This is a genomic window from Isoalcanivorax pacificus W11-5 (assembly GCF_000299335.2).
Classification (GTDB): domain Bacteria; phylum Pseudomonadota; class Gammaproteobacteria; order Pseudomonadales; family Alcanivoracaceae; genus Isoalcanivorax; species Isoalcanivorax pacificus.
This window is the reverse complement of sequence record NZ_CP004387.1, coordinates 2,089,375-2,112,675: the sequence shown is the minus strand read 5'-3', so window position 1 is coordinate 2,112,675 and position 23,301 is coordinate 2,089,375. Positions and strand designations below refer to the sequence as shown.

General features: G+C 62.8%; 20 protein-coding genes. 13 read left to right on the top strand and 7 right to left on the bottom strand.

The annotated features are described in order from the left end of the window. Positions 1-97: 97 nt before the first annotated feature. Positions 98-919: a posphoenolpyruvate synthetase regulatory kinase/phosphorylase PpsR gene (gene ppsR, locus S7S_RS09575; protein ID WP_008735546.1), complete on the bottom strand. Its 822-nt coding sequence runs from the start codon at positions 917-919 to the stop codon at positions 98-100. A gap of 77 nt (positions 920-996) precedes the next feature. Beyond that, on the bottom strand, positions 997-1,815 hold the full coding sequence (ppsR, locus tag S7S_RS09570; RefSeq protein ID WP_008735547.1) for a posphoenolpyruvate synthetase regulatory kinase/phosphorylase PpsR: 819 nt from the start codon (positions 1,813-1,815) through the stop codon (positions 997-999). A 269-nt stretch (positions 1,816-2,084) separates the two neighbouring features. On the opposite strand from ppsR (S7S_RS09570), the gene ppsA reads away from it, so the two are divergent. Then, complete coding sequence (gene ppsA, locus S7S_RS09565; protein ID WP_008735548.1) at positions 2,085-4,457, top strand: phosphoenolpyruvate synthase; 2,373 nt, start codon at positions 2,085-2,087, stop codon at positions 4,455-4,457. 86 nt (positions 4,458-4,543) lie between these two features. Continuing rightward, positions 4,544-4,831 carry a Rieske (2Fe-2S) protein gene (locus tag S7S_RS19840; RefSeq protein ID WP_008735549.1) on the top strand — a complete coding sequence of 96 codons (288 nt, stop codon included), beginning with the start codon at positions 4,544-4,546 and terminating at the stop codon, positions 4,829-4,831. 12 nt (positions 4,832-4,843) lie between these two features. Here S7S_RS19840 and S7S_RS09555 read toward each other — a convergent pair whose 3' ends face one another. Further along, a complete protein-coding gene (locus S7S_RS09555) occupies positions 4,844-5,470 on the bottom strand; it encodes a lytic transglycosylase domain-containing protein (RefSeq protein WP_008735550.1) in 627 nt (208 codons plus the stop codon). A 395-nt stretch (positions 5,471-5,865) separates the two neighbouring features. Between S7S_RS09555 and S7S_RS09550 the strand changes: the two genes are divergently transcribed. Together S7S_RS09550 and gorA are read left to right on the top strand one after the other, a co-directional pair. Next, positions 5,866-7,455 (top strand): FMN-binding glutamate synthase family protein, encoded by a 1,590-nt coding sequence (locus tag S7S_RS09550; protein ID WP_008735551.1) that lies wholly within the window; start codon positions 5,866-5,868, stop codon positions 7,453-7,455. Positions 7,456-7,562: 107 nt separating this feature from the next. Beyond that, entirely contained in the window at positions 7,563-8,912 is a 1,350-nt protein-coding gene (gorA, locus tag S7S_RS09545) for a glutathione-disulfide reductase (RefSeq protein ID WP_008735552.1), read from the top strand. A 21-nt stretch (positions 8,913-8,933) separates the two neighbouring features. Here gorA and S7S_RS09540 read toward each other — a convergent pair whose 3' ends face one another. After that, positions 8,934-10,286, bottom strand: coding sequence for a cytochrome P450 (locus tag S7S_RS09540; RefSeq protein WP_008735553.1), 1,353 nt, complete (start codon positions 10,284-10,286; stop codon positions 8,934-8,936). Between the two features lie 382 nt (positions 10,287-10,668). Between S7S_RS09540 and S7S_RS09535 the strand changes: the two genes are divergently transcribed. Next, complete coding sequence (locus S7S_RS09535) at positions 10,669-11,451, top strand: ParA family protein (RefSeq protein ID WP_008735554.1); 783 nt, start codon at positions 10,669-10,671, stop codon at positions 11,449-11,451. Between the two features lie 99 nt (positions 11,452-11,550). Further along, positions 11,551-12,363 (top strand): hypothetical protein, encoded by an 813-nt coding sequence (locus S7S_RS09530; protein WP_008735555.1) that lies wholly within the window; start codon positions 11,551-11,553, stop codon positions 12,361-12,363. On the opposite strand, the gene S7S_RS09525 is transcribed toward S7S_RS09530, so the two are convergent. After that, positions 12,348-13,505: an alpha/beta fold hydrolase gene (locus S7S_RS09525; RefSeq protein ID WP_008735556.1), complete on the bottom strand. Its 1,158-nt coding sequence runs from the start codon at positions 13,503-13,505 to the stop codon at positions 12,348-12,350. The two genes, S7S_RS09530 and S7S_RS09525, sit on opposite strands and share 16 nt — an antisense overlap. A gap of 97 nt (positions 13,506-13,602) precedes the next feature. Here S7S_RS09525 and S7S_RS09520 point away from each other — a divergent pair, with 97 nt between their 5' ends. The 3 genes from S7S_RS09520 to S7S_RS09510 all read left to right on the top strand — a co-directional run bounded on the left by S7S_RS09520 (position 13,603) and on the right by S7S_RS09510 (position 15,850). Further along, positions 13,603-14,088, top strand: a complete 486-nt coding sequence (locus S7S_RS09520) for a PaaI family thioesterase (protein WP_008735557.1) — start codon at positions 13,603-13,605, stop codon at positions 14,086-14,088. Beyond that, entirely contained in the window at positions 14,088-14,543 is a 456-nt protein-coding gene (locus tag S7S_RS09515; protein WP_008735558.1) for a PaaI family thioesterase, read from the top strand. The genes S7S_RS09520 and S7S_RS09515 overlap by 1 nt, the downstream gene beginning before the upstream one ends. A gap of 194 nt (positions 14,544-14,737) precedes the next feature. Next, positions 14,738-15,850: a ferritin-like domain-containing protein gene (locus tag S7S_RS09510; RefSeq protein WP_008735559.1), complete on the top strand. Its 1,113-nt coding sequence runs from the start codon at positions 14,738-14,740 to the stop codon at positions 15,848-15,850. Positions 15,851-15,964: 114 nt separating this feature from the next. Here the strand turns inward: S7S_RS09510 and S7S_RS09505 are convergent, their stop codons facing one another. Then, the gene (locus S7S_RS09505; RefSeq protein WP_035203945.1) at positions 15,965-16,630 is read right to left on the bottom strand and encodes a YiaD family glycine zipper/OmpA-like lipoprotein; all 666 of its coding nucleotides are present in this window, start codon (positions 16,628-16,630) and stop codon (positions 15,965-15,967) included. Between the two features lie 119 nt (positions 16,631-16,749). Between S7S_RS09505 and S7S_RS09500 the strand changes: the two genes are divergently transcribed. Further along, positions 16,750-17,598: a lysophospholipid acyltransferase family protein gene (locus S7S_RS09500; RefSeq protein WP_008735561.1), complete on the top strand. Its 849-nt coding sequence runs from the start codon at positions 16,750-16,752 to the stop codon at positions 17,596-17,598. Here S7S_RS09500 and S7S_RS09495 read toward each other — a convergent pair. Beyond that, on the bottom strand, positions 17,592-18,275 hold the full coding sequence (locus tag S7S_RS09495; protein WP_008735562.1) for a GNAT family N-acetyltransferase: 684 nt from the start codon (positions 18,273-18,275) through the stop codon (positions 17,592-17,594). The genes S7S_RS09500 and S7S_RS09495 overlap by 7 nt on opposite strands. Positions 18,276-18,395: 120 nt before the next feature. Here S7S_RS09495 and S7S_RS09490 point away from each other — a divergent pair, with 120 nt between their 5' ends. Genes S7S_RS09490 through S7S_RS09480 form a run of 3 tightly spaced genes read left to right on the top strand, consistent with a single transcriptional unit; the run spans position 18,396 to position 23,069 of the window. Continuing rightward, positions 18,396-19,991: an FAD-binding oxidoreductase gene (locus S7S_RS09490; RefSeq protein ID WP_008735563.1), complete on the top strand. Its 1,596-nt coding sequence runs from the start codon at positions 18,396-18,398 to the stop codon at positions 19,989-19,991. A 4-nt stretch (positions 19,992-19,995) separates the two neighbouring features. Continuing rightward, on the top strand, positions 19,996-21,495 hold the full coding sequence (locus tag S7S_RS09485) for a glycerol-3-phosphate dehydrogenase/oxidase (RefSeq protein ID WP_008735564.1): 1,500 nt from the start codon (positions 19,996-19,998) through the stop codon (positions 21,493-21,495). Further along, complete coding sequence (locus S7S_RS09480) at positions 21,492-23,069, top strand: FGGY-family carbohydrate kinase (protein ID WP_008735565.1); 1,578 nt, start codon at positions 21,492-21,494, stop codon at positions 23,067-23,069. The genes S7S_RS09485 and S7S_RS09480 overlap by 4 nt, the downstream gene beginning before the upstream one ends. The last annotated feature ends 232 nt before the right edge of the window (positions 23,070-23,301 follow it).

The window sequence follows — 23,301 nt, the reverse complement described above, 5'->3', positions numbered from 1 at the left end:
TAGAGATGGCTCCGGCTTGCTTCAGAAGCCGGCGGGGCAAGCAAGCCTTGATTTGACGAATGTGGAGAGCTCCAGTGCGGACCTCTTTGCTAAGGGATTACCGAATCCGCCGCTGCAACCCCGTCTGCGCCAGAATCCGCGTCGAAATCTCTTCGATCGAACGCTCTGTCACGTTGATCGAAGGCACATTATAACGCCCGATGATCGCGGCAAAGGTGCGAGTCTCTTGTTCACATTGTTGTAGTGAAGCATAGCGGCTGCCGGCCATGCGCTCCTGGCGAATGACGGTCAGGCGCTCGGGATCGATGACCAGGGCAAACAGCTTGTCCCGATAGGGTTGCAGCGCTTCCGGCAGCCGCAAATCGTCAAAGTCCTCTTCCGTCAGCGGGTAGTTGGCCGCGTACAGGCCAAACTGCAATGCCAGGTACAGGCTGGTGGGGGTCTTGCCGCTACGGGAAACGCCGATCAGGATGATGTCTGCCTTGTCGTAGTGATGCGTGCGGCCGCCATCATCGTTATCCAGCGCGAAATGCACTGCATCAATACGGACCCGGTACGCGGACGGATCGCGTACGGCGTGACTGTAGCCGACTTTCTGGCTGGAACGGACACCGAGCTCTGCTTCCAGTGGTTGCAGGAAGGTGCCGAACAGATCCAGCACCAGTGCGCCGGACTGGTTCAGCAGTTCGCGGTGGGTCGGGTTCACCAGCGTTGAAAAGACCACTGGCCGGGTCCCGTCCTGCTCGGCTGCGGCCTGGATACGCGCCACTGCCTGACGGCAGTCGTCTTCGGTACGGATGTAGGTCAACGAATGCTGGGTGAACGCCACGTCACCGAACTGGCTGAGCATGGAATTGCCGATCGCCTCGGCGGTAATGCCGGTGCCACCAGAGACCACGAACACGGAGCGATGAGTCATGACAGGCTATCCAGAAAAAAGTATTACGCAGACGGCAGCATGACAGAGGCAGAGGACACCTGTATAGCCGCCGCGCTTTACTGCAGCCGCCGTTGCAGGCCGGTCTTGGCCAGGATGCGGGTGGAGATTTCCTCGATCGACAGTTCGGTGGCATTCAGGTTGGGGATGTTATAGCGGTTGAACAGCGCTTCCAGCGCCCGGGTTTCGATGTCGCACTGACGCGCGGATGCGTAGCGGCTGCCTGCCTTGCGTTCACTGCGGATAGCGGCCAGGCGCTCGGCGTCGATGGTCAGGCCGAACAACTTGTCCTTGTGAGGCATCAGTGCCTCGGGCAGGCGCAGGTCGTCGAAATCGTCTTCGGTGAGTGGGTAGTTGGCCGCGTACAGGCCGAATTGCAACGCCAGGTACAGGCTGGTGGGCGTCTTGCCGCTGCGTGAGACGCCTACCAGGATGACGTCGGCCAGGTCGTAGTGGCGGGTGCGGGCGCCGTCGTCATTGTCTAGCGCGAAGTGCACGGCGTCGATGCGGATGCGGTAGGCCTCGTGGTCGCGGATCGAGTGGCTCTGGCCAACCTTGTGGCTGGAGCGCATACCCAGTTCCTGTTCCAGCGGGCCGACGAATACGGCGAACATGTCCAGCAGCAGTGCTTCGCAGCCGGCAAGAATTTCCCGGTGCTCCTCGTTGACCAGGGTCGAGAAGACGATCGGCTTGGCATTATCCGCCCGGGCGCTGTCATTGATACGTGCCACGGCTTGCTCGGTCGCTTCACGGGAGTTCACGTAGGGGAGGGTGATCTGCTCGAACTGGATGTCGCCGAACTGGCTGAGCATCGAATGCCCGAGGGTTTCCGCAGTGATCCCGGTGCCGTCCGAGACAAAAAAAGCCGTACGTTTCATGGGTCTTCTGGGCTCCCGCTGGCAGAGGTCGACGCCGGCCGGATCGGGGAAAACGCCACGGGCCGGCGGATTGCGCAGGTTAGCCGTGCCGGCTCCGGCGGGCAAGACCGCCCGGGCGGGGCGGGCGCCAACCCCTGAAAGCCGGCGGCATAGGGGGCGATCAGGGGGACCCCGAAAGTCGCATGACGAGAGGCGAGAAACTGCCCGGGTTTTTGAGTAGAATACCCCGCGACACATCCATCCATTCCGGTAATTGAGGGAGCAGGACCTTGGCGGAGTACGTAGTCTGGTTTGAACGCCTGGGCAAAGGCGACGTGGAAACGGTCGGGGGCAAAAATGCGTCCCTGGGCGAAATGATCAGCAATCTGGCGGCCGCAGGGGTGTCTGTCCCGGGCGGATTCGCCACCACGGCGCAGGCCTATCGCGATTTCCTTGAGCACAACGACCTGACCCGCAAGATCAACGATGCGCTCGACAAGCTCGACGTCAATGACGTGGTGGCTCTGGCCGAGACTGGCGCCGAGATCCGTCGCTGGGTCGCCGAAGCACCGTTCCAGCCGGAACTGGAGCAGCAGATTCGTGACGCCTTCGCGCAGATCAGTGACGGCAATGCCGAGCTGGCTGTGGCGGTGCGTTCCTCCGCCACCGCAGAGGACCTGCCGGATGCCTCGTTCGCGGGCCAGCAGGAAACCTTCCTCAACATTCGAGGCGTCGAGAACGTGCTGGTAGCGGTCAAGGAAGTGTTTGCTTCCCTGTTCAACGACCGTGCCATTTCCTATCGTGTCCACCAGGGCTTCGACCATGCCGGTGTGGCGCTGTCCGCCGGCATCCAGCGGATGGTGCGCTCCGAAACCGGCGCCGCCGGCGTGATGTTCACCCTGGATACCGAGTCGGGTTTCCGTGATGTGGTGTTCATCACTGCCTCCTATGGCCTCGGCGAAATGGTCGTGCAGGGCGCGGTGAACCCGGACGAGTTCTACGTCCACAAAAAGACCCTGCTGAACAAGCGGCCGTCTATCCTGCGCCGCAATCTGGGCTCCAAGCTGCAGAAGATGATCTACGGCAGCGAAGCCAGTGCCGGCAAGTCGGTGCAGATCGTCGACGTCAGCCGCGAAGACCGCATGCGCTTTGCGCTGACGGATGCCCAGGTGGAAGACCTGTCCCGCCAGGCCATCGAGATCGAGAAACACTACGGCCACCCGATGGACATCGAGTGGGCGCTGGACGGTGACGACAACAAGATGTACATCGTGCAGGCGCGTCCGGAGACGGTAAAGAGCCGCTCTGACGTGTCGGTCATGGAGCGTTACCTGCTCAAGCAGAAAGGCAAGGTGCTGGTCGAAGGCCGCGCCATTGGCCAGCGCATTGGCGCAGGTCCGGTTCGTATTGTGAACAATATCAAGGAGATGGAGCGGGTTCAGGACGGCGATGTGCTGGTCACCGACATGACCGACCCGGATTGGGAGCCGGTCATGAAGCGCGCCTCTGCGATCATCACCAACCGCGGCGGCCGTACCTGCCACGCGGCCATTATCGCCCGCGAGCTGGGTGTGCCGGCCATCGTCGGCTGTGGCGATGCCACGGAACTGCTGAGCGACGGTCAGATGGTCACCGCTTCCTGTGCCGAGGGTGATACCGGCAAGATCTACGAAGGTCGGCTGGAATTCGAGATCCAGCGCAACTCCATCGAGTCGATGCCGAAACTGCCGTTCAAGATCATGATGAACGTCGGCAACCCGGACCGCGCGTTTGACTTCGCCACACTGCCGAACCAGGGCGTCGGCCTGGCACGCCTGGAATTCATCATCAATCGCATGATCGGCGTGCACCCGAAAGCACTGCTCAACTACGACAGCCTGCCGCGCGAACTGCAGCAGACCGTCGACAAGCGTATTGCCGGCTACACCAGCCCGGTGGACTTCTATGTCGAGAAACTGGTCGAGGGCATCAGCACCCTGGCGGCGGCGTTCCACCCGGAGAAGGTGATCGTGCGGCTGTCGGACTTCAAGTCCAACGAGTACGCGAACCTGATCGGCGGCAAGCTGTACGAGCCGGAAGAAGAAAACCCGATGCTGGGCTTCCGTGGTGCGTCCCGTTACATCAGCGAAAACTTCCGCGACTGCTTCGAGCTGGAATGCCGCGCGCTGAAGAAAGTGCGCGAGCAAATGGGCTTCACCAATGTGGAAGTGATGGTGCCGTTCGTACGCACTGTGGGCGAGGCCGAGCACGCGATCGAGCTGCTGGCCAAAAATGGCCTCAAGCGTGGCGAAGACGGCCTGCGCATCATCATGATGTGCGAGTTGCCGACCAATGCGCTGCTGGCTGATGACTTCCTGAAGCACTTCGACGGCTATTCGATTGGCTCCAATGATCTGACCCAGCTTACCCTGGGCCTGGACCGTGACTCGGGCATCGTCAGCCATTTGTTCGATGAACGTGACCCGGCGGTGAAGAAGCTGCTGAGCATGGCCATCGAAGCCTGCAACAAGGCCGGCAAATACATTGGCATCTGCGGTCAGGGGCCGTCTGACCATCCGGACCTGGCCAAATGGCTGATGGAGCAGGGCATTTCCAGCGTGTCCCTGAACCCGGATTCGGTGTTGGGCACCTGGTTCTATCTGGCCGAGAAACACGGCAAGTAAGCGACATACCTGGCCAGCACTGGCCTTTAAACGCCCTCCGTGACATGCTCCGGGCAACTGCCTGGTACATGACACGGGGGGCGTTTTTGTTTCAGCGCTTGCTGCGGCTTGATCAACTCCACGACGGCCTCAAGGCCCGCTTTCGGCTGGGACGGCATGAGCTGCTGCTGGTCTGCGTGGGCACGGAGGTGTTCATCCTGGATGCGCGTTGCCCCCATGCGGGTGCCGATCTCGGGCGTGGTTCATTAAGCGGCTATCAGTTGCGCTGTCCCGGGCACGGGCAAACATTTGATGTGCGCGCGGGTGGCCGGGCCGGGCAACCGGCGCGCTACCCGGTGGTTTATGACGGGCAATGGCTGGGGGTTGAGCTGTGAGCCTGTCGCGCGTCAGCGCACGGCCAGGGTCTGTTCGACACCGGAGAAATGCTCGCGGTAGCGCGGCAGCAGCTCCAGCACCTTTTTCACATAGCGACGGGTTTCATCGAACGGCGGTATCCCGCCATAACGGCGTACGTTGCCTTCACCGGCGTTGTAGGCTGCCAGCACGTGCTCGATGTTGTCGAAGCGTTCCATCAGGTAGCTGAGGAAACGGGTGCCGCCGGCGATGTTCTGGCGTGGGTCAAAGGAATTGGAGACTTCCAGAAAAGAGGCGGTCTGCGGCATCAGCTGCATCAGGCCCTGGGCACCGACACGGGAGGTGGCGTTGCGGTCGAACAGGGACTCTGCATGGATCACCGCCTTGATCAGGCCAGGTTCCACACCGTAGCTGTGCGAGGCCAGGCGGATTTCCGGGTCGTACAGGTCGCGCAGGTCGGCGGACAGCGCACGTGGTGTGTAGCTCCAGCCCTTGCGGACGCTGAGCAACTCATAGCCGGACGGCATTTCCTGGCGGTCGGTGAACAGCATGGTGCCGTCGGGGCTGCGGAACTTGTAGATGGTGTCGGCCTCGGCATAGCCGGGCAGCGAGACTGCAAGCAGTCCGGTGATCAGCGCGGTCAGTCTGAAGTGTGCCATCCCCATTTTTCCCCCACCTGGCGGCGCTTCGTAGTGGGCGCCGTTAAGGTCTGTTCTGGTGCTTTATTCTGAGTGCCGGCCGGTCAGTATGCCGCAAGTCCCTGTCCCCGCCCAGCCTTTGCGACGGGTTGCAGGGGGCGGCGGCGGCCGGCAGTGTGTCGCTTTGCGGACAAGATCACAGTTCCTGATGCCATTACCTTGCCTGGCACAGCGCCGTGCTTTCACGACGCTGACCGACCCGGATGCCAGAATAGCCATCGCAGAATGCCGCGGGGCATCCGATACCTGAATATGCATGGCAAGATGACAGGAGGGGCTTCGCGTCTGTGAGACGGCCGTTCAGCCTCGAACGGGAGCACACCGTTGCATCAATGGCCTACGTGACAGGAGGAAATATGTTGTCACCGGAGCTGCAGGGGATCGTCGAAAGTCTGGCCTCGCTGGCCATGCTGCTGTTCTTTGCCACGCTGCTTATTCTCACGCTGATTGCGGTCGGCATGTGGTTACAGGACCGCTTTTTCCAGACCCAGCACACCCTGCGCCGCAACTATCCGCTGATCGGACGCTTTCGCTATGTCCTGGAGCACCTGGGCGAGTTCTTCCGCCAGTATTTCTTCGCGATGGACCGCGAGGAACTGCCGTTCAACAGAGCACAGCGCGCCTGGGTGTACCGGGCGGCCAAGAACCTCTCGACCATGGTGCCGTTCGGGTCCACCAAACACATCCTGGTGCCTGGCCGCGTGGTGTTCCTGAATGCGCCGTACCCCACGCTGGACAAGGACGTGGCGGAAACCCTGCCGCTGATGATCGGGCCTTATTGCGATAAACCCTATGTAGCGCGTTCGCTGCACAATATTTCCGGCATGAGCTTTGGCGCGCTGTCCAAACCCGCCGTGCGTGCGCTGTCGCGTGGTGCAAGCCAGGCGGGTTGCTGGCTCAACACCGGCGAGGGTGGCCTCTCGCCCTGGCATCTGGAAGGCGGTGCCGACCTGGTATTCCAGATCGGCACGGCACGCTACGGTGTGCGCGATGCGGAAGGCGAACTCAGCGACCAGCGCCTGCGCGACATCGCCGGCCACCAGCAGGTGAAGATGTTCGAGATCAAGCTCAGTCAGGGCGCCAAACCGGGCAAGGGGGGGATTTTGCCCGGCGCGAAAGTGACGCCGGAGATCGCCGCCATTCGGGGTATCCCGGTGGGGAAGGCGTCGATCAGCCCGAACCGCCATCCGGACGTGGCCAACGGGGAACAGTTGCTGGATCTGATTGAGCGTGTGCGTCGTGTGACGGGCAAGCCGGTGGGTATCAAGACAGTGGTCGGCACCTGGGACTGGCTTGAGGACCTGTTCCTGATGATCAGCCAGCGTGGCCCCCAGTCGGCACCGGATTTCATTACGGTGGACAGTGGCGACGGGGGAACAGGCGCCGCGCCGATGGCGCTGATGGACGACGTCGGGCTGCATCTGGCGGAGGCGCTGCCGCTGCTGGTCGATCTCCGGGATGGCTACGGCCTGCATGACCGTATCCGCATTATTGCCTCGGGCAAACTGATCACGCCAAACATGGTCGCCTGGGCGATTGCCCTGGGCGCAGATATTTGCACCTCGGCGCGCGGCTATATGTTTGCACTGGGTTGCATCCAGGCGATGCAGTGCCATCGCAATACCTGTCCCACTGGCGTCACCACCCATGACCCGGCATTGCAGCGGGGGCTGGTGCCGGCGGACAAGGCGCGCCGTGTCGCGCAGTACCACAATAATCTGGTCAAGGAAGTGGAAGTGATCGCCCATGCCTGTGGTGTCAGCGAGCCGCGCCAGCTGCGCCGGCACCATGCGCGGGTCGTGATGGGGGCCGGGACCGTGGCGCTGGATCAGGTCTGGCCGAATGTCCCGTCCGGGCACTACCTTGCCCACGGCCGGCGCGCGGAACTGGAAAAGCGTCACCGTATTCCGCTGGTGGAAGAAGCGTCCCTGCCGCCGCCGGAGTGAAGTAGGGGTGAAATAGCCTGCCGCTATGTGTTTGATACATTGCCAGCCCTGACCGGGCGCGGCACGATGTGCCCCTGGTCCGGGCCATCCCCTGTTAAGGAGCACAGATGTCTCAGCAACCCCCCTATGATCTGGTCGTGATTGGCGCCGGTTCCGGCGGCGTGCGCGCAGCGCGGATGGCCGCCGGCTTCGGTGCCCGCGTGGCGATCCTGGAGTCACGCTTCCTGGGCGGAACCTGCGTTAACGTGGGCTGCGTGCCGAAGAAGATGTTTGCCTATGCCAGTGAATTCGGCGAGCTGTTCGCGCTGGCAAAGGATTATGGCTTCAGCGTGGCCAGCCCGTCGTTCGACTGGGCGACTCTGCGTGACAACAAGACGCGCGAAATTACGCGTCTGAACGATATCTACCGTCGCCTGCTGGTCAATGCGGGCGTGGAAATTATTGAAGCCCATGGCCAGATCATTGCACCGGACCAGGTGCGCGCCGGCGAGCGGGTGCTGTATGCGCGCCATATCCTGATTGCCACGGGCGGGCGGCCATTTGTGCCGGACGTGCCGGGGCGTGAACTGGCGCTGGTCTCCGACGACCTGTTCTCGTTGCCCGCGCTGCCGCGCACGGTGGCGGTGGTGGGTGGCGGTTATATCGCGACCGAGTTTGCCTCGATCCTGCATGGCCTGGGTGTGACGGTGCACCAGTTCTATCGTGGCGAGCTGTTCCTGCGTGGCTTCGATGACGATATTCGCCAGTTTGTCGCCCGGCAGATGCAGGCACAGGGTGTGGCACTGCACTTCAATACCGGTGTCCGCCGCATTGAAGCGATGGGCGATAGCCGCAGGCTGCATCTGGACAACGGCGAGACACTCGATGTCGACGCCGTATTCTACGCCACCGGCCGGGTGCCAAATACCGAAGGGCTGTTTGCAGAAGGTGTGTCTGTGCGGCAGCGCGATAACGGGGCCATTGAGGTGGATAATGGTTACCGTACCTCGGTACCGGGCCTGTATGCGCTGGGAGACGTGACCGACCGCGTGCAACTGACGCCCGTGGCGCTGGCCGAGGGCATGTGGCTGGCGCGAACACTGTTTGCCGACGACAAACCGGCGGCGTATCTCAACTATGAGAATATTGCCACGGCGGTGTTCTGCCACCCGAACATCGGTACCATCGGCCTGACCGAGCAACAGGCCAGTGAACGCTACGGGAAGTTGCGCATCTACCGCAGCGATTTTCGGCCACTGCGCTACACGCTGGGTGACAGCGGCGCGCGGACCCTGATGAAACTGATCGTGGATGACGCCAGCGATAAAGTGGTGGGCCTGCACATGGCCGGCGACGAAGCCGGCGAGATCGTGCAGGGCTTTGCTGTGGCGATCACCCTGGGCGCCACCAAGGCAGACTTCGACCGCACGCTGGGCATTCACCCGACGGCGGCGGAAGAGTTTGTGACCATGCGGTGAGGCGCGGCCTCACCGGGGCGGTCAGGCACGGCGTTTCAGGACGACAGGCAAACCGTCACTCGGCACCGGCAGGCTGGTCATGTCCAGTGGCATCTCATAATCCGGTGCCACCGACCACTCAAATTGCTGCAGCAACTGGTGCAACACCGCCTTCACCTGCAACTCGGCGAAATGCAGCCCGATGCACTTGTGCGCACCACCGCCGAATGGCACCCAGGCGTAGGGATGTACTTTGTCTTCCCGGCGGTCCGGCGCGAACCGTTCCGGGTCGAACCGTTCTGGCTCCGGCCAGTACTCGTGCATGTGGTGGGTGAAGAACGGGCTGATCGACACCAGTGTGCCGGCCGGGAGGTGGTAGCCCCGGAATTCTGCGTCGCGCACGGTCTTGCGCGGAATGCTCGGCACCGGTGCGCACAGCCGCAGCGCTTCCTTCATCACCAGCGACGCCCCTTCCAGTTGCGCCAGATCGTCGTATTCCAGGGCCTGCTTGCCCAGCGCCAGGCTTTCTGCGCGCAGGCGTTGCTGCCACTCGGGATGGCGCGCCAGCCAGTAGACCATGTTGCACAGGGTGATGGTGGTCGTGTCGTGGGCTGCCATCATCAGGAAGATCATGTGGTTGACCACGTCTTCATCACTGAAACGTTCGCCATCCTCAGTTTCTGCCCGGCACAGGGCACTGAACAGGTCGTGGCCCTGACTGCGGCGCTTGGCCGGCAACTCACGGCGAAAGAACGCCTCCAGCACACGACGGCCTCTCAGGCCGCGCCACCAGCGGCCGCCGGGCACATTGAAGCGCAGTATCGCCGTGCCAGCCCGCACGGTGTCGACGAAGGCCTGGTTTACCTGATCAGCTTCGTCGCCAAGGCTGTGCCCCATGAAGACATCCGTGGCCAGGTCCAGCGTCAGTTGCTTGATCGCTGGCAGCATCAGGAAGCCGGATGCCGGTTGCCAGGCGTCAAGGCCTTTATGAATGCCTGGCCCCATGCGGGTGATGTACTCGCGCAGCACGTCGGTCTTGAACGCCTGCTGCATGATCTTCCGGTGCCAGCGATGCTCTTCGAAATCCAGCAGCATGATGCCGCGATGGAAAAAGCGGCCAATGAAGTAATCCCAGCCCTGGTGATTGGAGAACAGGTCGCCTTTGTTCAACAGCACGAATTCGTTTGCGTCCGGGCCGATCAGGCTGACCATGCGCAGGCCGAACGCGTTGGTCCAGGATGCCGCACCGTAACGGTCGTAACGCTCGCGGGCGATGCCGAGCGGATTGCGCATCAGGTGCAGCGTGAGACCCACCAGTGGCCAGCCGGGGTCGCCGGGAATGGGTTTGAGGTCACTGCCGACGGGAATCGGCGAGAACGGCACACTGCTGCTCATGAAAGTTCTCCTGATAGTCGGGCGTGGCGCCGCTCAGAGGTCTGCGAGCAGGGTATACGCCGTGTATTCTTTTCCTCATGATAGGCCGCGCTGGCCACTTGGCAAGCGATTCCGGTTGCAGGTAAACAGCTTTTTCCAGGCTGGCTACGACGGGTGCTCAGTTCTTGTACGCGACCGCTGCGGGGCCCGTACCGTGGGCGCAACGGCGGGTTGTGCCAGGTTTATTCACAGGGTGATCCACCGGATCTGTGCATAACCTGATGTTTGTCTGACAGCGCCTGTTATGGCACGCCTGTTTCTCGCGGCGCGCGGCGCGGCTCTGTATCATGGCGCCGGCGCGGCGGTGAACGAAACATCAACAGACCCTTAAGGAGTGCATGGGATGCGTCGAGTGGTGTTCAACCAGAAGGGCGGGGTGGGGAAGTCCAGCATTACGGTCAATCTGGCCGCGATCAGTGCCAGCCAGGGGCTGCGTACCCTGGTGCTTGATCTGGACCCGCAATGCAACGCCAGCCAGTACCTGCTTGGCATGGCGGCCTACCATGACGGCGACGGGCCGACCCCGAATGTGGGCACTTTCTTTGCGCAAACGCTTTCCTTCCGCCTGAAGGAAAAGGATCCGCAGGAATATGTGCACGCCACGGCCTTCGAGAACCTGTTCGTGCTGCCCTCGAATCCCGAGTTGGGCGAGATCGAGCACATGCTGGAAAGCAAGCACAAGATCTACAAGCTGCGTTCATTGGTCAAGGCGCTGGAGCGCGAGTTCGATGTCATCTATATCGACACACCGCCAGCCTATAACTTCTACACGCTGTCAGCCCTGATTGCCGCCGAACGGGTGCTGATTCCGTTCGACTGCGATGCCTTCTCGCGGAAGGCGCTGTATACGCTGCTGGATAACATCCGCGAAGCCCGTGACGACCACAACGACAGCCTGGAAGTAGAAGGCATTGTGGTGAACCAGTTCCAGCCGCGCGCGCGGTTGCCGCAGCAGCTGGTCGACAGCCTGACCGAAGAAGGCCTGCCGATCATCGGCAGCTATCTGTCCGCCAGCGTGGTGATGCGTGAATCCCATGACCAGTGCAAGCCGCTGGTACACCTCGCTCCCCGGCACAAGCTGACGGAAGAATTCACTGCGTTGCACAACGCCCTGGCGCGCGTCTGACGGGTCATCCCCACGCCGCCCGGGCGGCGGCGTGACATATTTTTGTACAAGGTTTAATCTCCCGGCAAAGGCAGAACAATAATATTTCGGGAGAACACCATGACAGATCATTCCACCCGTCACCGGGGGGCTTTGCCGTTGCGTGCTGTGTACCGCCTTGTCCTCGCTCTGATACTGCTGATTCCCTCACTGGCCAGTGCCGCGATTGATCGCGTTGCGGTGGAGCAGTTGCAGCTGGATATCTGGCGCATCCGTGCCGATTTCCATATGTACACCGTGATGGGGGGTGACAGTGCCTACCATGACCAGCTTGAAAGCAGCATGCAGCAGGGCCGCACCACCTTCCAGGCGCTGGCCCGGGAGGCAGAAAGCGAGCAGGAAGAAGCATTGCTGAACAACCTGACGCCCTCGTGGGAGGAGTTTCTGAAGGCGGCCAACAGGAACACCGTTGCCGAACTGGGCTACACCGATACCTACGCGGCCCAGGATGTGAACCGCCTGGCGGCGGTAATGAGTTCCCGGCTGGACAATTTCGGCGCGGCCGAGGCGGAGCACGCCGATCTCTGGCAGATGGCAGCCTACATGCAGCGCATGGCCTCGGAATACCTGGCACTGGCTGCCGATCCCGCCGGGGGCATGGCGGTAGATACCGGGGAAGGGCGGCTGGAATTCCGCGACGCCGTGCCGGCGTTTGATACCCTGCTGCAGGACACCCGGCGCAAGTATCGCGACGATGAAGCCGTCAACCGCGCGCTTGAACAGGTGGCAAGCAAATGGTCATTCATCCGCGAGTCACTGGTGAAGTTCTACGAGGACTCGGTACCCTTCCTGGTGCACCGCTACACCGAACAGATCATCAACACGCTGGACCAGGCCACCAGTATGCCGGCACCGGCTCAGGCTGCCGGCTGAGGCCTGCGCTGCCGCATCCGCCCGGAGCGCGGCAGCAACCAGTCAGCGATCAGGCGCCAGGTATGATCCGGCGCCTTGCTGCCGGCAAACACGCCGGCATGCCCGCCGGGCACCACCTCAAAGCGCTTGTCCTGTGCACCCACCAGGCCCATTACCGCCCGCGCTGCCCGGATGGTGACGATGCTGTCAGTACTGCCGGCCAGTGCCAGCAGGTTGCAGCGCACATCGGCGAGCCGGGCGGTGCGCTGGCCGATCCGGATGTGGCCGCCGGCAATATCGTTGCCGATGATCATCTTCTCGATCACCTCGCGCACGATGGCGCCGGGGTAATCCACCATATCGTTGAACCACTGGCCCATGGTCATGTACTCAGTGACGTAATCGCGATCACTGATATTGCGCACCAGGTCCAGGTACGAGGCCACCACACCGGGCGGGTTGGTCAGCTTGAAGCCGAGGGAGAGCAGGTTGGCAGGAATGTGGAACAGGCTGTCGTCCAGCGGTTCCAGACGCAGCCTGAACCAGGCGTGCGCTTTCAGCGCCGGCACACTGACCAGGCTGAACAGACGGCCGTAGGCACCGCTCTTGTGGAAATCCACCGGGCTGGCGATGGTGACCAGATTGGCTACCGGTGCGTCCTTGTGGCCGCCCAGGTACATCATGCACAGCAGGCCACCCATGCAGTAACCGAGCAGGCTGATCTCGCTGGCACCGCTGTCCTGCACGACCGCGCGCACGGCGGCCGGCATCCAGTCATTGACGTAGGTATCCAGGTGCAGGTCGCGCTGCGAGGCGGACGGGCGGCCCCAGTCGAGCAGATAGACGTCAAAGCCGCGTGCCATCAGGTAACGCACCATGCTGCGATTGGGCATGATGTCGAAGGTCCAGGCATGGATACCCAGTGCCGGTACCAGCAGCAGGGGCGTGCGTGCCGAGGCGCCGGCCACCGGGACCGGCTCACCGTCCACAGTGATCTGGTCCATGGCCGGCAGGCGGTAGCGGCGCACCGACATGATGTCGTCGCGGAAGATCTCTTCCCACGGCGTCTGGTCCACCAGGATAAAACGCTGTGGATGACGCCGCCGCTCGACCGCGTGCCGGAGGGCACGCAAACCGGATTTCAGCAAGCCTGGCTGTGACATGGAGGGCCCTCGGCAACACGCCGTTGATGTCTGACGTTTCCATGGTACGTTGCGGCGCGCATAATGCCCGCATGACGCCACACAGGAATTGACCGCCGTGACTTCACCGGACGCCCCCGGGTACACCCGCCTGGATATCTGCAAGCGCTTTGTCGCCTCCGTCAAACACTCCACGCTGCTTGGCCTCGATGTGCTCGAGGCGGGCGAGGACAACGTGCGCGTGCGCATGCCATACCAGGACAAGCTGGTTGGCAACCCGGACACCGGCGTCACCCATGGTGGCGCCATCTTCGCCCTGATGGACCAGGCCGGTGGCCTGGCCAATGCCTGTCTGATCTTCCCCGACTTTGAGATCACCCCGACCATCGACATGCGCGTGGACCACCTGCGGGCACCGCGCCCGGGCCACGCGGTGGTGTGCGAAGCGCAGTGCTACCGGCTCAGCCAGCATGTGGCCTTCGTGCGCATGTCAGTGTTCGAGGAGAGTACCGACCAGGAGCCGGCCAGCGACGACCTGCTGGCCACGGGCCTGGCCACCTACATGCGCATGAAACTTCCCGGTGCCAGCAAGGTGGTGAATTGATGGATGCCCTGAAAACCCTGGTGGAAAGCTGCCGCCGCGGCGAAACCCCGTACCAGATGCTGATCGAGCGCGTACCCTATGCCCGCTTTCTCGGTATTGAGGCCGTGGCGCGCGGCGAAGAGCTGTTGTTCATCCTGCCGAAATCAGACACCAATCTGGGCAACCCGACCCTGCCGGCCCTGCATGGCGGCGCCGTGGCCGGCTTTCTGGAGCAGGCGGCGATCATCTTTCTGCTGCTGGAGATGGGCGAGCCGCGCGTGCCGAAGACCATCGACTTCACCATGGACTATCTGCGCGCCGGGCATTTTCGTGACACCTTTGCCGAGTGTCGGGTGACGCGCCTTGGCCGGCGAGTGGCCAATGTCCATATCAGTGCCTGGCAGGTGCGCCGAGCAGAGCCTATCGCCATTGCCCGGGCTCACTTTCTATTGTCTGAAGAAACAGCCTCAGATTAGTTGTATATCTCTTTGTTTCACATCGGGTATATCAGTTTGACATTCCGCTGGTGTGATTGTGATTTCGCGCCAGACAGGGTGTTTATTGTCATTGCGCGACATTGTTGTCGGCCACCTGGAGGGCTAGCTTTGAGGACACTGCCCCTGGCCCCGAGGGCCTGAAACGCCAACAACAAGACAGAGGTGCGCTACCCATGGACATCAAGCGGATTGAATCGCCGCCGGACACCATCACCTACTACGACAACTGGGACGGTCCCGGCGCGGACGATATCGAACAGCGCCTGCAACCCGGCCATGTGCAGGATGTGGTGGAGATCTTCCAGACGCCACTGACCGGCCACTACAACTGGGACTACAGCTCCGCCGACGGTCGTATCCGTAAGCTCTACCGACTGGGCAAAGAGCTGAACTGGAACGCGGACATGGACCTGGACTGGAGCCAGACTTACCCGAAATCCGAAATCCCGCTCGACCAGAACTTCAATCCGTTCAGTGGCTGGGAACCGTTCGAAACGCTTTCCGACGAGGAAAAACTGCGCTTCGGCTGGCACAACCTCGCCTGGATGCTGGCGCAGTTCATGCACGGCGAGCAGGGTGCGTTGCTGGTGGCGTCACAGCTGGCCTCCTGCGCACCGACCTACGATGCCAAGCTCTATGCCGCGTCGCAGACCTTCGACGAAGCACGCCACGTCGAGGCCTTTACCCGTTACCTGCAGGAAAAGATCGGCATCCTGTACCCGATCAACCCGAACCTGAAAGTGCTGCTGGACAAGATCCTGTCCGATCCGCGCTGGGACCTGAAGTTCATCGGCATGCAGATCATCATCGAGGGGCTGGCCCTGGCCGCCTTCAACACCCTCAAGCTGACGGCCAAGGACCCGTTGCTGACGCAACTGATCACCCTGGTGATTCGCGACGAGGCGCGGCATGTGACCTTCGGGGTCAACTATCTGGAGGATTTCGTCAGCACCCTGACGGATGAAGAGCGAGAGGATCGGGCGCAGTTTGCCTTTGAGGCCTGCGTGGTGATGCGCGAGCGGCTGATTGCCACCGAAGTGTTTGCCGAATTCGGCTGGGATGGCGAGAAAGCGCGGAAGCAGGTACTGGAGTCGCACATCATGGCGCAGTTCCGCAATTTGCTGTTCACCCGCATCATTCCGAATCTCAAGCGGATCGGCCTGCTGACCGACAAGGTGCGGCCGAAGTTCGAGGAGCTGGGCATCCTGCAATTCGAAAACCTGCTGGACGATGGCCAGATCGACTGGGCCGAACTGTCGCGGCCACTGTACGAAAAGGTGTCCTGATACGGCCTTGTGTTGCCAGGCCCTTCGTAAAGGGCCTGGTCTTTTCCACCCTGGCCACAACGTAAAAACCCCGGCTGAGCCGGGGCTTTACATAACAGCAGTCCTGCGTTGCCGTTACTTCGTGTAAGGCAACAGGGTCAGTTCCACACGGCGGTTCTGTGAACGCCCGCTGGCGGAATCGTTGCTGGCCACCGGCTGGTGCGGACCAAAGCCGACGATATCCATGCGCACCTGCTCGACACCGGCGCGGCCAAGGGCATTGGCCACTGACTGGGCGCGTTGCTGCGACAGCAGCATGTTGTACTGCACGCTGCCCGTGCTGTCAGTGTGGCCGCCGACCTGAATCATGGTGGATTTATACTCTTTCAGCACTTCGGCAACGGATTCCAGCACTGGCGAAAACTGTGACTTGAGCTGGTAGGAATCGGTATCGAAGGTAATGCTGCCGGGCATATTGAGGATGATGTTCTCGCCATCACGGGTCACGGAAACGCCGGTGCCCTGGAGCTTTTCACGCAGCTTGGCTTCCTGCACATCCATGTAGTAGCCCACGCCACCACCAGCGACCGCACCGATGCCGGCTCCGGCCAGCGCACGCTCCTTGCGTTCCTTGGCACTGTCGGAGGTGGCGATGCCGACCAGTGCGCCAACAGCCGCGCCGATGGCTGCACCGCTGGTCGCCTTGCTGGTCTGTTGCTCGCCGGTATAGGGATTGATTGTCTGGCAACCCTGCAGGGCCAGCATCCCTACCAGAAAAGCGCTTCCCGCAATTATTCTCATAGTTGCTCCTGAGTGGGTGGTTTGACTTTACGGTGACATTACGGGAAATGACAGGTTGGCGAAAGCGCGTCTGTCATGTGGTAAGCTCCGCGACCGCAAAATTGACAGGAATTTACTGCATGAGCCGACAGGCTGCGTCACTGACCGACTTCCGGCCACCATCATTGCGCCTGTTGCAGTCAGTACTGGCGTTCCAGCGTTGGTACTTTGCGCCGACGCTGAGTGGTGAAGAGCACGTCAATCCCGCGCGCCCGGCATTGTTTGTCGGCAATCACGCCATGTACGGCATTGTCGATTCGCCGCTGTTCGTCAGCGAACTATACCGTCGCACCGGTGTTTTTCCGCGCAGCCTTGGTGATCATTTCCATTTCGTCACGCCCGGCTGGGGGCGCCTGCTGGAACATTTCGGCGCCGTGCCCGGCACGCCGGAAAACTGCCGCGCGCTGATGGACCAGGGGCAGCACATTCTGGTGTTCCCCGGTGGTGCGCGCGAGGTGGCCAAACGCCGCGACGAGATCAACCGGCTGGTGTGGAAAAAGCGTACCGGCTTTGCCCGCATGGCCATTGCCCATGGCTACGACATTATTCCGTTTGCCTCGGTGGGCTGCGATGAAAGCTGGCGCATTCTGTATGACGGCCATGATTTCCGTGCGTCACGGCTTGGCCGCTGGCTGCTGTCGCGTGATGCCGTGGCAAAAAAGCTGCGTGACGGGGATCTGTTCATGCCGTTGGCGAAGGGGATCGGCCCCACGCTGATGCCGCGTCCGGAACCGTTTCATTTTCGCATTGGTGCGCCGATCAGCACGTCCGCACTGCAAGGGCAGGAACAGGACCCGGCCGTGCAGTGGCAGGTGCGTGAGCAGGTGGCGGACAGCATCAACGGCATGATCGCGGCACTGGAACAGGCGCGCGCGGCAGAGCGGCCGTCCCTGAGCCGGTGGCGTCGCTGGCTGCTGCGGGATCAGTAACCGGGTTGCCAGCGTTGCCCGGATGTCCCGCTGCGCCACAGGCACCAGGCGGTGGGGCCGCCGGCGGGTAGTCGCAGCTGCTGGCAGACGCGAAAACCAAAATGCTGATACACGCCGATATTGTCCGGGTTGCAGGTTTCCAGATAGGCCGGCAGCTGCGCCTGGTCGCAGTGTGTGAGCACAGGTTCGAGTAATTGCCTCGACAATCCCTTCCCCTGACTGGCCGGGTCCACGGCCAGCACCTGCAGGTAAAAATGCGGCGCGGACGGATGAAAGTGCTGTACCTGCTGGATGCCGTACAGACGCTGCGGTAAACGGTGCGCGCCGCACAGGCGCACCAGATCGGGCATGTAGCGCAGGTGGCCAAGCAGGCTGGTATTCCAGGTGCCCGGCGGCGACCAGAGTGCCGCGCCCTGATGATCCGGCAGGCAGTGCACCAGCCCGCCAGGCATCGCCAGATGCTTCAGTTGCGCGTTGAAGGCCCGCTCCAGCCGCGTGCTGTAGCCTGGCCCCGATGGTGCCATCCAGCGCCAGAACGGATCATCCGAGAACGCCCGCGCCAGCATCGCCGACAACGCCGGGATATCTGCTGCCACCGCCCGTCGCAGCCCGTGGTGCTGGTCCGGCAACTGGTCAATACTGCCGGCAGGTTCGGAGGAATCCGGCGGTGTGCGCATAAAAATCCCTGTCCTGAAATGTCCATGTGCTGGCCGGTCGCGCCAGTGAAAGGGGGGCGGGCTGTCGTTAGCATACTGCACCCTGATAGCGGTCTGTGCCATGAAGGAGACTATTCACCGATGCGACGCTGGAACGGCTGGGGCGATGACGCCAACGATTTTCCGCTGAAAGCCTCCGGGCTGGCGTTTCTCAGGGACACCCTCGGACCTGGCCGGCCGCTGCCCGATGCCACCTGGGAGCAGGTGCTGGCACGTGTGCCGGCGTCCCGGTTGCCGGCTCACCCACTGGTCAACACGGCTGCCGATATCCGTGTCCGCCATGCCCGTGGCCAGAGCCTGCCAGACTGGCTGGCGATGCGCTCCGGGGAGTTTGGCGTCTTTCCCGACGGCGTGGCCGAGCCGGAAAGTGCCGACGATATCCGCGCGCTGCTGGCCTGGGCTGCCGAGCAGGATGTGTTGCTGGTGCCCTACGGGGGCGGCACCTCCGTGGCCGGCCACATCAATCCGCCAGCGCAGGAAAAGCCTGTGCTGACGCTGAGCCTGGCGCGCATGAATCGCCTGTTGTCGCTGGACCGTGAAAGCCAGATCGCCCGCTTCGGGCCAGGCACCAATGGTCCGGCCGTCGAACAGCAGTTGCGCGAGCACGGTTACGTGTTAGGTCACTTCCCGCAATCCTGGGAACTGTCCACCGTGGGCGGCTGGGTGGCCAGCCGCTCCAGCGGCCAGCAGTCACTGCGCTATGGCCGCATCGAGCAACTGTTTGCCGGCGGCAGCATGGAAACCCTGGACGGCACACTGGATATACCGACTCTGCCGGCGTCGTCTGCCGGACCGGACCTGCGCGAAGTCGTGCTCGGCAGCGAAGGGCGGTTCGGCATCATCAGTGAAGTCGCCCTGCGCGTAACACCGCTGCCGGAGCACGAATCCTTCCATGTCGCCTTTATGCCGGACTGGCCGGGCGCCGTGGCACTGGTGCGCAGCCTGGTGCAGGCGCGGGTGCCACTGTCGATGCTGCGCCTGTCCAACGCTGAGGAAACACGGACCCAACTGACACTGGCCGGCCATGAACAACTGGTGGCCTGGCTGGAGCGCTATCTGTCCCTGCGTGGCTGTGGCGAGGGCAAGTGCATGGTCACCTTCGGCGTCACTGGCGAACGGGCGCCGTCGCGCCGCCTGCTGGCCGATGTGCTGCGGCGCATCCGCCGCGCCGGCGGCGTCAACACCGGCCGCCTGCTGGGACGCAAATGGGAGGACGCGCGGTTCCGCTCCCCGTACCTGCGGCACGGTCTGTGGGAGCATGGCTACGTGGTGGACACGCTGGAAACCAGTGTCGACTGGGCACGCGTCCCGACCATGGTCGACGCCATCGAAACCGCCTTGCACGGCGCGTCAGGTGAGGGTGAGAAAACGCATGTTTTCACCCATCTGTCACACCTTTATCCGCAAGGCTCGAGTATCTATACCACCTACGTGTTCCGGTGCGCGGACGACTACGCCACCACGCTGGCCCAGTGGCGCAAGATGAAAACCGCCGCCTCGGAGGCAATCGTCGCCCACGGCGGGACCATCAGTCACCAGCACGGAGTAGGGCGAGACCATGCCCCTTGGCTGGCCGCCGAAAAAGGCGCACGGGGGATGTCAGCGTTGCAGGCGCTGGCGACGCATTTTGATCCGCAAGCCCGGTTGAACCCGGGCTGCCTGTTACAGGAGAAGTGACGTGATGCCTGGCAAGCGACCCGACCCGGCGTCGCTGGCGGACAGCCAGTGGGATCTGGTGGTGATTGGCGGAGGGATTACCGGCGCCGGGGTGCTGCTGCAAGCAGCGCAACTCGGACTGAAGGTTCTTTTGCTTGAAAAACATGATTTTGCATGGGGAACTTCAAGCCGTTCCTCGAAGATGGTCCACGGTGGTTTGCGCTATATCGCCCAGGGCGATATCCGCCTGACCCGTGAAGCACTACGCGAGCGCGAACGGCTGCTGTGCGAGTTGCCGGGGCTGGTGGTGCGCCAGACCTACCTGTTTCCGATCCGCCGTGGCCAGTTCCCCGGTCGCTGGGCCATGACCCTGGTGTTGTGGCTGTATGATCGTCTGGCGCGCATCCGCGACCATCGCTGGGTGTCGGCGAAAGAACTGGCCGAGCGGGTGCCGGCGCTGCGCCACGATCAGGTGGAAGGTGCCATGAGCTACACTGACGCGCTGACCGATGACAGCCGCCTGGTATTGCGCGTGTTGCATGAGGCCGCCGCCGAGGGCGGGGCAATGATCAATTATGCCGGTGCAGAGTCCGTCAGTGGTACACCAGGCGACATGCAACTGGTGCTGAAGGACAGCGTGACCGGCGCACGCCATACCCTGCGCAGCCGCCATGTGATCAATGCCACCGGCGCCTGGGCCGACAGGCTGTCCGGCGCCAGCGCACGGGTCAGGCCACTGCGTGGCAGTCATCTGTTCGTGGCCTCCGCACGCCTGCCCGTGAAGGACTGCCTGACCGTGATGCACCCGGACGACGGCCGGCCGGTGTTCGTCTTCCCCTGGGAAGGACTGACCTGCATCGGCACCACCGATCTGGATCATGGCGACGACCTGGACCTGGAGCCGCGTGTCAGCCAGCGCGAGATCGATTACCTGCTGCGGCTGGTCAACACCCAGTTTCCGGATATCCATCTCACTGAAGAGGACATCGTCTCGACCATGGCCGGGGTGCGCCCGGTGATTTCCTCCGGCAAAGGGCTGGATCCGTCGAAAGAACGCCGTGACCATGCCGTCTGGACCCAGGATGGCGTGATTACCGTCAGCGGCGGCAAGCTGACAACGTTCCGTGTCATTGCCCTGGATGCGTTGCTGGCCGCCACATTGATTGACCGCCAGACCCATCGCCGCCTGCTCAATACACCGCGACTGTTCCGCCAGGCGCCGTCCCTGCCGGCCGGGCTGGGACATCCGCTGCATGCCTGGCCACAGGGCGAAGCACTGAGCGAGCAGGTGCGCTGGGTGCTGGACAACGAAATGGTGCAGCACCTGGACGACCTGATGTTGCGCCGGACCCGTCTCGGCAACCTGCTGCCCGATGGCGGCGCCACCACACTGGCGGGCCTGCGTGCGCAGATTTGCGCGCAGCTCGGCTGGGACGAGGCGCGCTGGGCGACCGAACTGACGCGCTACCAGCGCATTGTGCAGCGCTTCTACAGCCTGCCGGCCCCGGCAATCGAAGCCGCATGAACGAGCCGCTCGACAAGGGGCCGCTGCTGCTGGCCATTGATCAGGGGACGCAGAGCGTGCGCGCCATGCTGTTCGACCTGAACGGCACACTGGTGGCGCGTTCGCAGGTGCACATCGACGCGTATTTTTCCGCGCGGCCTGGCTACGCCGAACAGCACTGCGCGTATTTCTGGGACAGCCTGTGCCGCGCCTGCCAGCAACTCTGGGACACGCACAGCGCACTGCGCGAGCGGATACGCGGTGCCGCCCTGACCACACAACGGGCCTCGGTGGTGTGTCTTGATGAGCACTACCAACCATTGCGGCCAGCGGTTATCTGGCTGGATCAGCGCCGCACCTCCGACTTCCCCCGGTTACCCTGGTGGCTGGCCGCGCCCGTGGCGCTGCTCGGCCAGCGGCAGACCCTGCGTCAGTTTCAGTCCAAGGCCGAATGCAACTGGCTGGCCGCCGATGAACCGGATATCTGGGCCCGCACCCGGCACTTCCTGCTGCTGTCCGGTTATCTGACACATCGGCTGACCGGCCGGCTATGTGATGCACGGGCTTCCCAGGTGGGGTACTTGCCGTTCGATTTCCGGCGGGGGGACTGGGCCGGGCGGCATGACCTGAAATGGCGGGCACTGCGCGTGAAGCGAGAGCAACTGCCGCCATTGCTGGAGGCCGGTGAACTGATCGGGCCGATCAGTGACGAGGCTGCCGCCGCCACCGGCATCCCGGCCGGAACCCTGTTCTACGCCGCCGGTGCCGACAAAGCCTGCGAAGTGCTCGGCGCCGGTGCATTGACGCCGGACACCGGCAGCCTCAGCTACGGCACCACCGCCACCTACAACACCTGCAATACCCGTTACGTCGAGCCGCAGCCGTTTGTGCCGCCGTATCAGGCTGCCGTGCCCGGACACTACAACTCGGAGATCATCGTCCAGCGCGGCTACTGGATGGTGAACTGGTTCAAGCGCGAATTTGCCCAGGCTGAAGTGCTGGAGGCCGCGCGGCAGGGCATTGAGCCGGAAATTCTGTTCGACAGCCTGCTGGCGCAATCACCACCGGGCGCCATGGGGCTGATGCTGCAACCCTTCTGGAACCCGGGAGTGCGTTTCCCCGGCCCGGAAGCGAAGGGCGCCATCATCGGCTTCGGTGATGTACACACCCGCGCGCACCTGTACCGCGCCATTATCGAAGGTATCGGCTACGCGCTGCGCGACGGCAAGGAGCGGCTGGCACGACGCAACCGCGTGCCGGTGAAAAGGCTCCGCGTATCCGGCGGCGGCTCGCAGAGCGACCTGATCATGCAGATCACCGCCGATATCTTTGGCCTGCCGGCCGAACGCCCGCACACCAGTGAAACCTCCGGTCTGGGGGCAGCGATCAACGCTGCGGTGGGGGCAGGCCTGTATCCGGACCATGTCGCCGCCGTGGCGGCCATGACGCGGGTCGGGCAGGTGTTCCAGCCTGATCCTCAGCAACACGCCCTGTATGAGCGGCTTTACCGGGAGGTTTACCGCGCCCTCTATGGACGGCTGTCGCCGCTCTATCGCCGTATCCGCACCATTACAGGTTATCCCCGCACCCCCTGAACCGGGATGGCAAACGTGGACCCGGCGTCCGAAAGTTTTAACCCGGCGTGCACCCCTATTGTGCAAGAGTTGTGAGGCGTGTCACATTCGGCGCGTGAAGATGTACGGGGACATGCGTGTGTCCTGCGGCCCGTCGTCTTCTCTGCGAGCAGTCGGGTTGTCGCCCGCAGGGATGAATCGCAGCCGGCATAACGGCTGTCTATTCAGGGAATTAGGTCTGGGGGGACCTGAA

What these genes read in the sequence shown, in the direction of transcription:
- S7S_RS09505 (WP_035203945.1), bottom strand. Translation starts at nt 16,630, where the DNA reads ATGAGAATAATTGCGGGAAGCGCTTTTCTGGTAGGGATGCTGGCCCTG.
- S7S_RS09500 (WP_008735561.1), top strand. Translation starts at nt 16,750, where the DNA reads ATGAGCCGACAGGCTGCGTCACTGACCGACTTCCGGCCACCATCATTG.
- S7S_RS09550 (WP_008735551.1), top strand. Translation starts at nt 5,866, where the DNA reads ATGTTGTCACCGGAGCTGCAGGGGATCGTCGAAAGTCTGGCCTCGCTG.
- S7S_RS09530 (WP_008735555.1), top strand. Translation starts at nt 11,551, where the DNA reads ATGACAGATCATTCCACCCGTCACCGGGGGGCTTTGCCGTTGCGTGCT.
- S7S_RS09555 (WP_008735550.1), bottom strand. Translation starts at nt 5,470, where the DNA reads ATGGCACACTTCAGACTGACCGCGCTGATCACCGGACTGCTTGCAGTC.
- S7S_RS09525 (WP_008735556.1), bottom strand. Translation starts at nt 13,505, where the DNA reads ATGTCACAGCCAGGCTTGCTGAAATCCGGTTTGCGTGCCCTCCGGCAC.
- S7S_RS09495 (WP_008735562.1), bottom strand. Translation starts at nt 18,275, where the DNA reads ATGCGCACACCGCCGGATTCCTCCGAACCTGCCGGCAGTATTGACCAG.
- S7S_RS09515 (WP_008735558.1), top strand. Translation starts at nt 14,088, where the DNA reads ATGGATGCCCTGAAAACCCTGGTGGAAAGCTGCCGCCGCGGCGAAACC.
- gorA (WP_008735552.1), top strand. Translation starts at nt 7,563, where the DNA reads ATGTCTCAGCAACCCCCCTATGATCTGGTCGTGATTGGCGCCGGTTCC.
- S7S_RS09540 (WP_008735553.1), bottom strand. Translation starts at nt 10,286, where the DNA reads ATGAGCAGCAGTGTGCCGTTCTCGCCGATTCCCGTCGGCAGTGACCTC.
- ppsR (WP_008735547.1), bottom strand. Translation starts at nt 1,815, where the DNA reads ATGAAACGTACGGCTTTTTTTGTCTCGGACGGCACCGGGATCACTGCG.
- S7S_RS09510 (WP_008735559.1), top strand. Translation starts at nt 14,738, where the DNA reads ATGGACATCAAGCGGATTGAATCGCCGCCGGACACCATCACCTACTAC.
- S7S_RS09485 (WP_008735564.1), top strand. Translation starts at nt 19,996, where the DNA reads ATGCCTGGCAAGCGACCCGACCCGGCGTCGCTGGCGGACAGCCAGTGG.
- S7S_RS09535 (WP_008735554.1), top strand. Translation starts at nt 10,669, where the DNA reads ATGCGTCGAGTGGTGTTCAACCAGAAGGGCGGGGTGGGGAAGTCCAGC.
- ppsR (WP_008735546.1), bottom strand. Translation starts at nt 919, where the DNA reads ATGACTCATCGCTCCGTGTTCGTGGTCTCTGGTGGCACCGGCATTACC.
- S7S_RS09480 (WP_008735565.1), top strand. Translation starts at nt 21,492, where the DNA reads ATGAACGAGCCGCTCGACAAGGGGCCGCTGCTGCTGGCCATTGATCAG.
- S7S_RS09490 (WP_008735563.1), top strand. Translation starts at nt 18,396, where the DNA reads ATGCGACGCTGGAACGGCTGGGGCGATGACGCCAACGATTTTCCGCTG.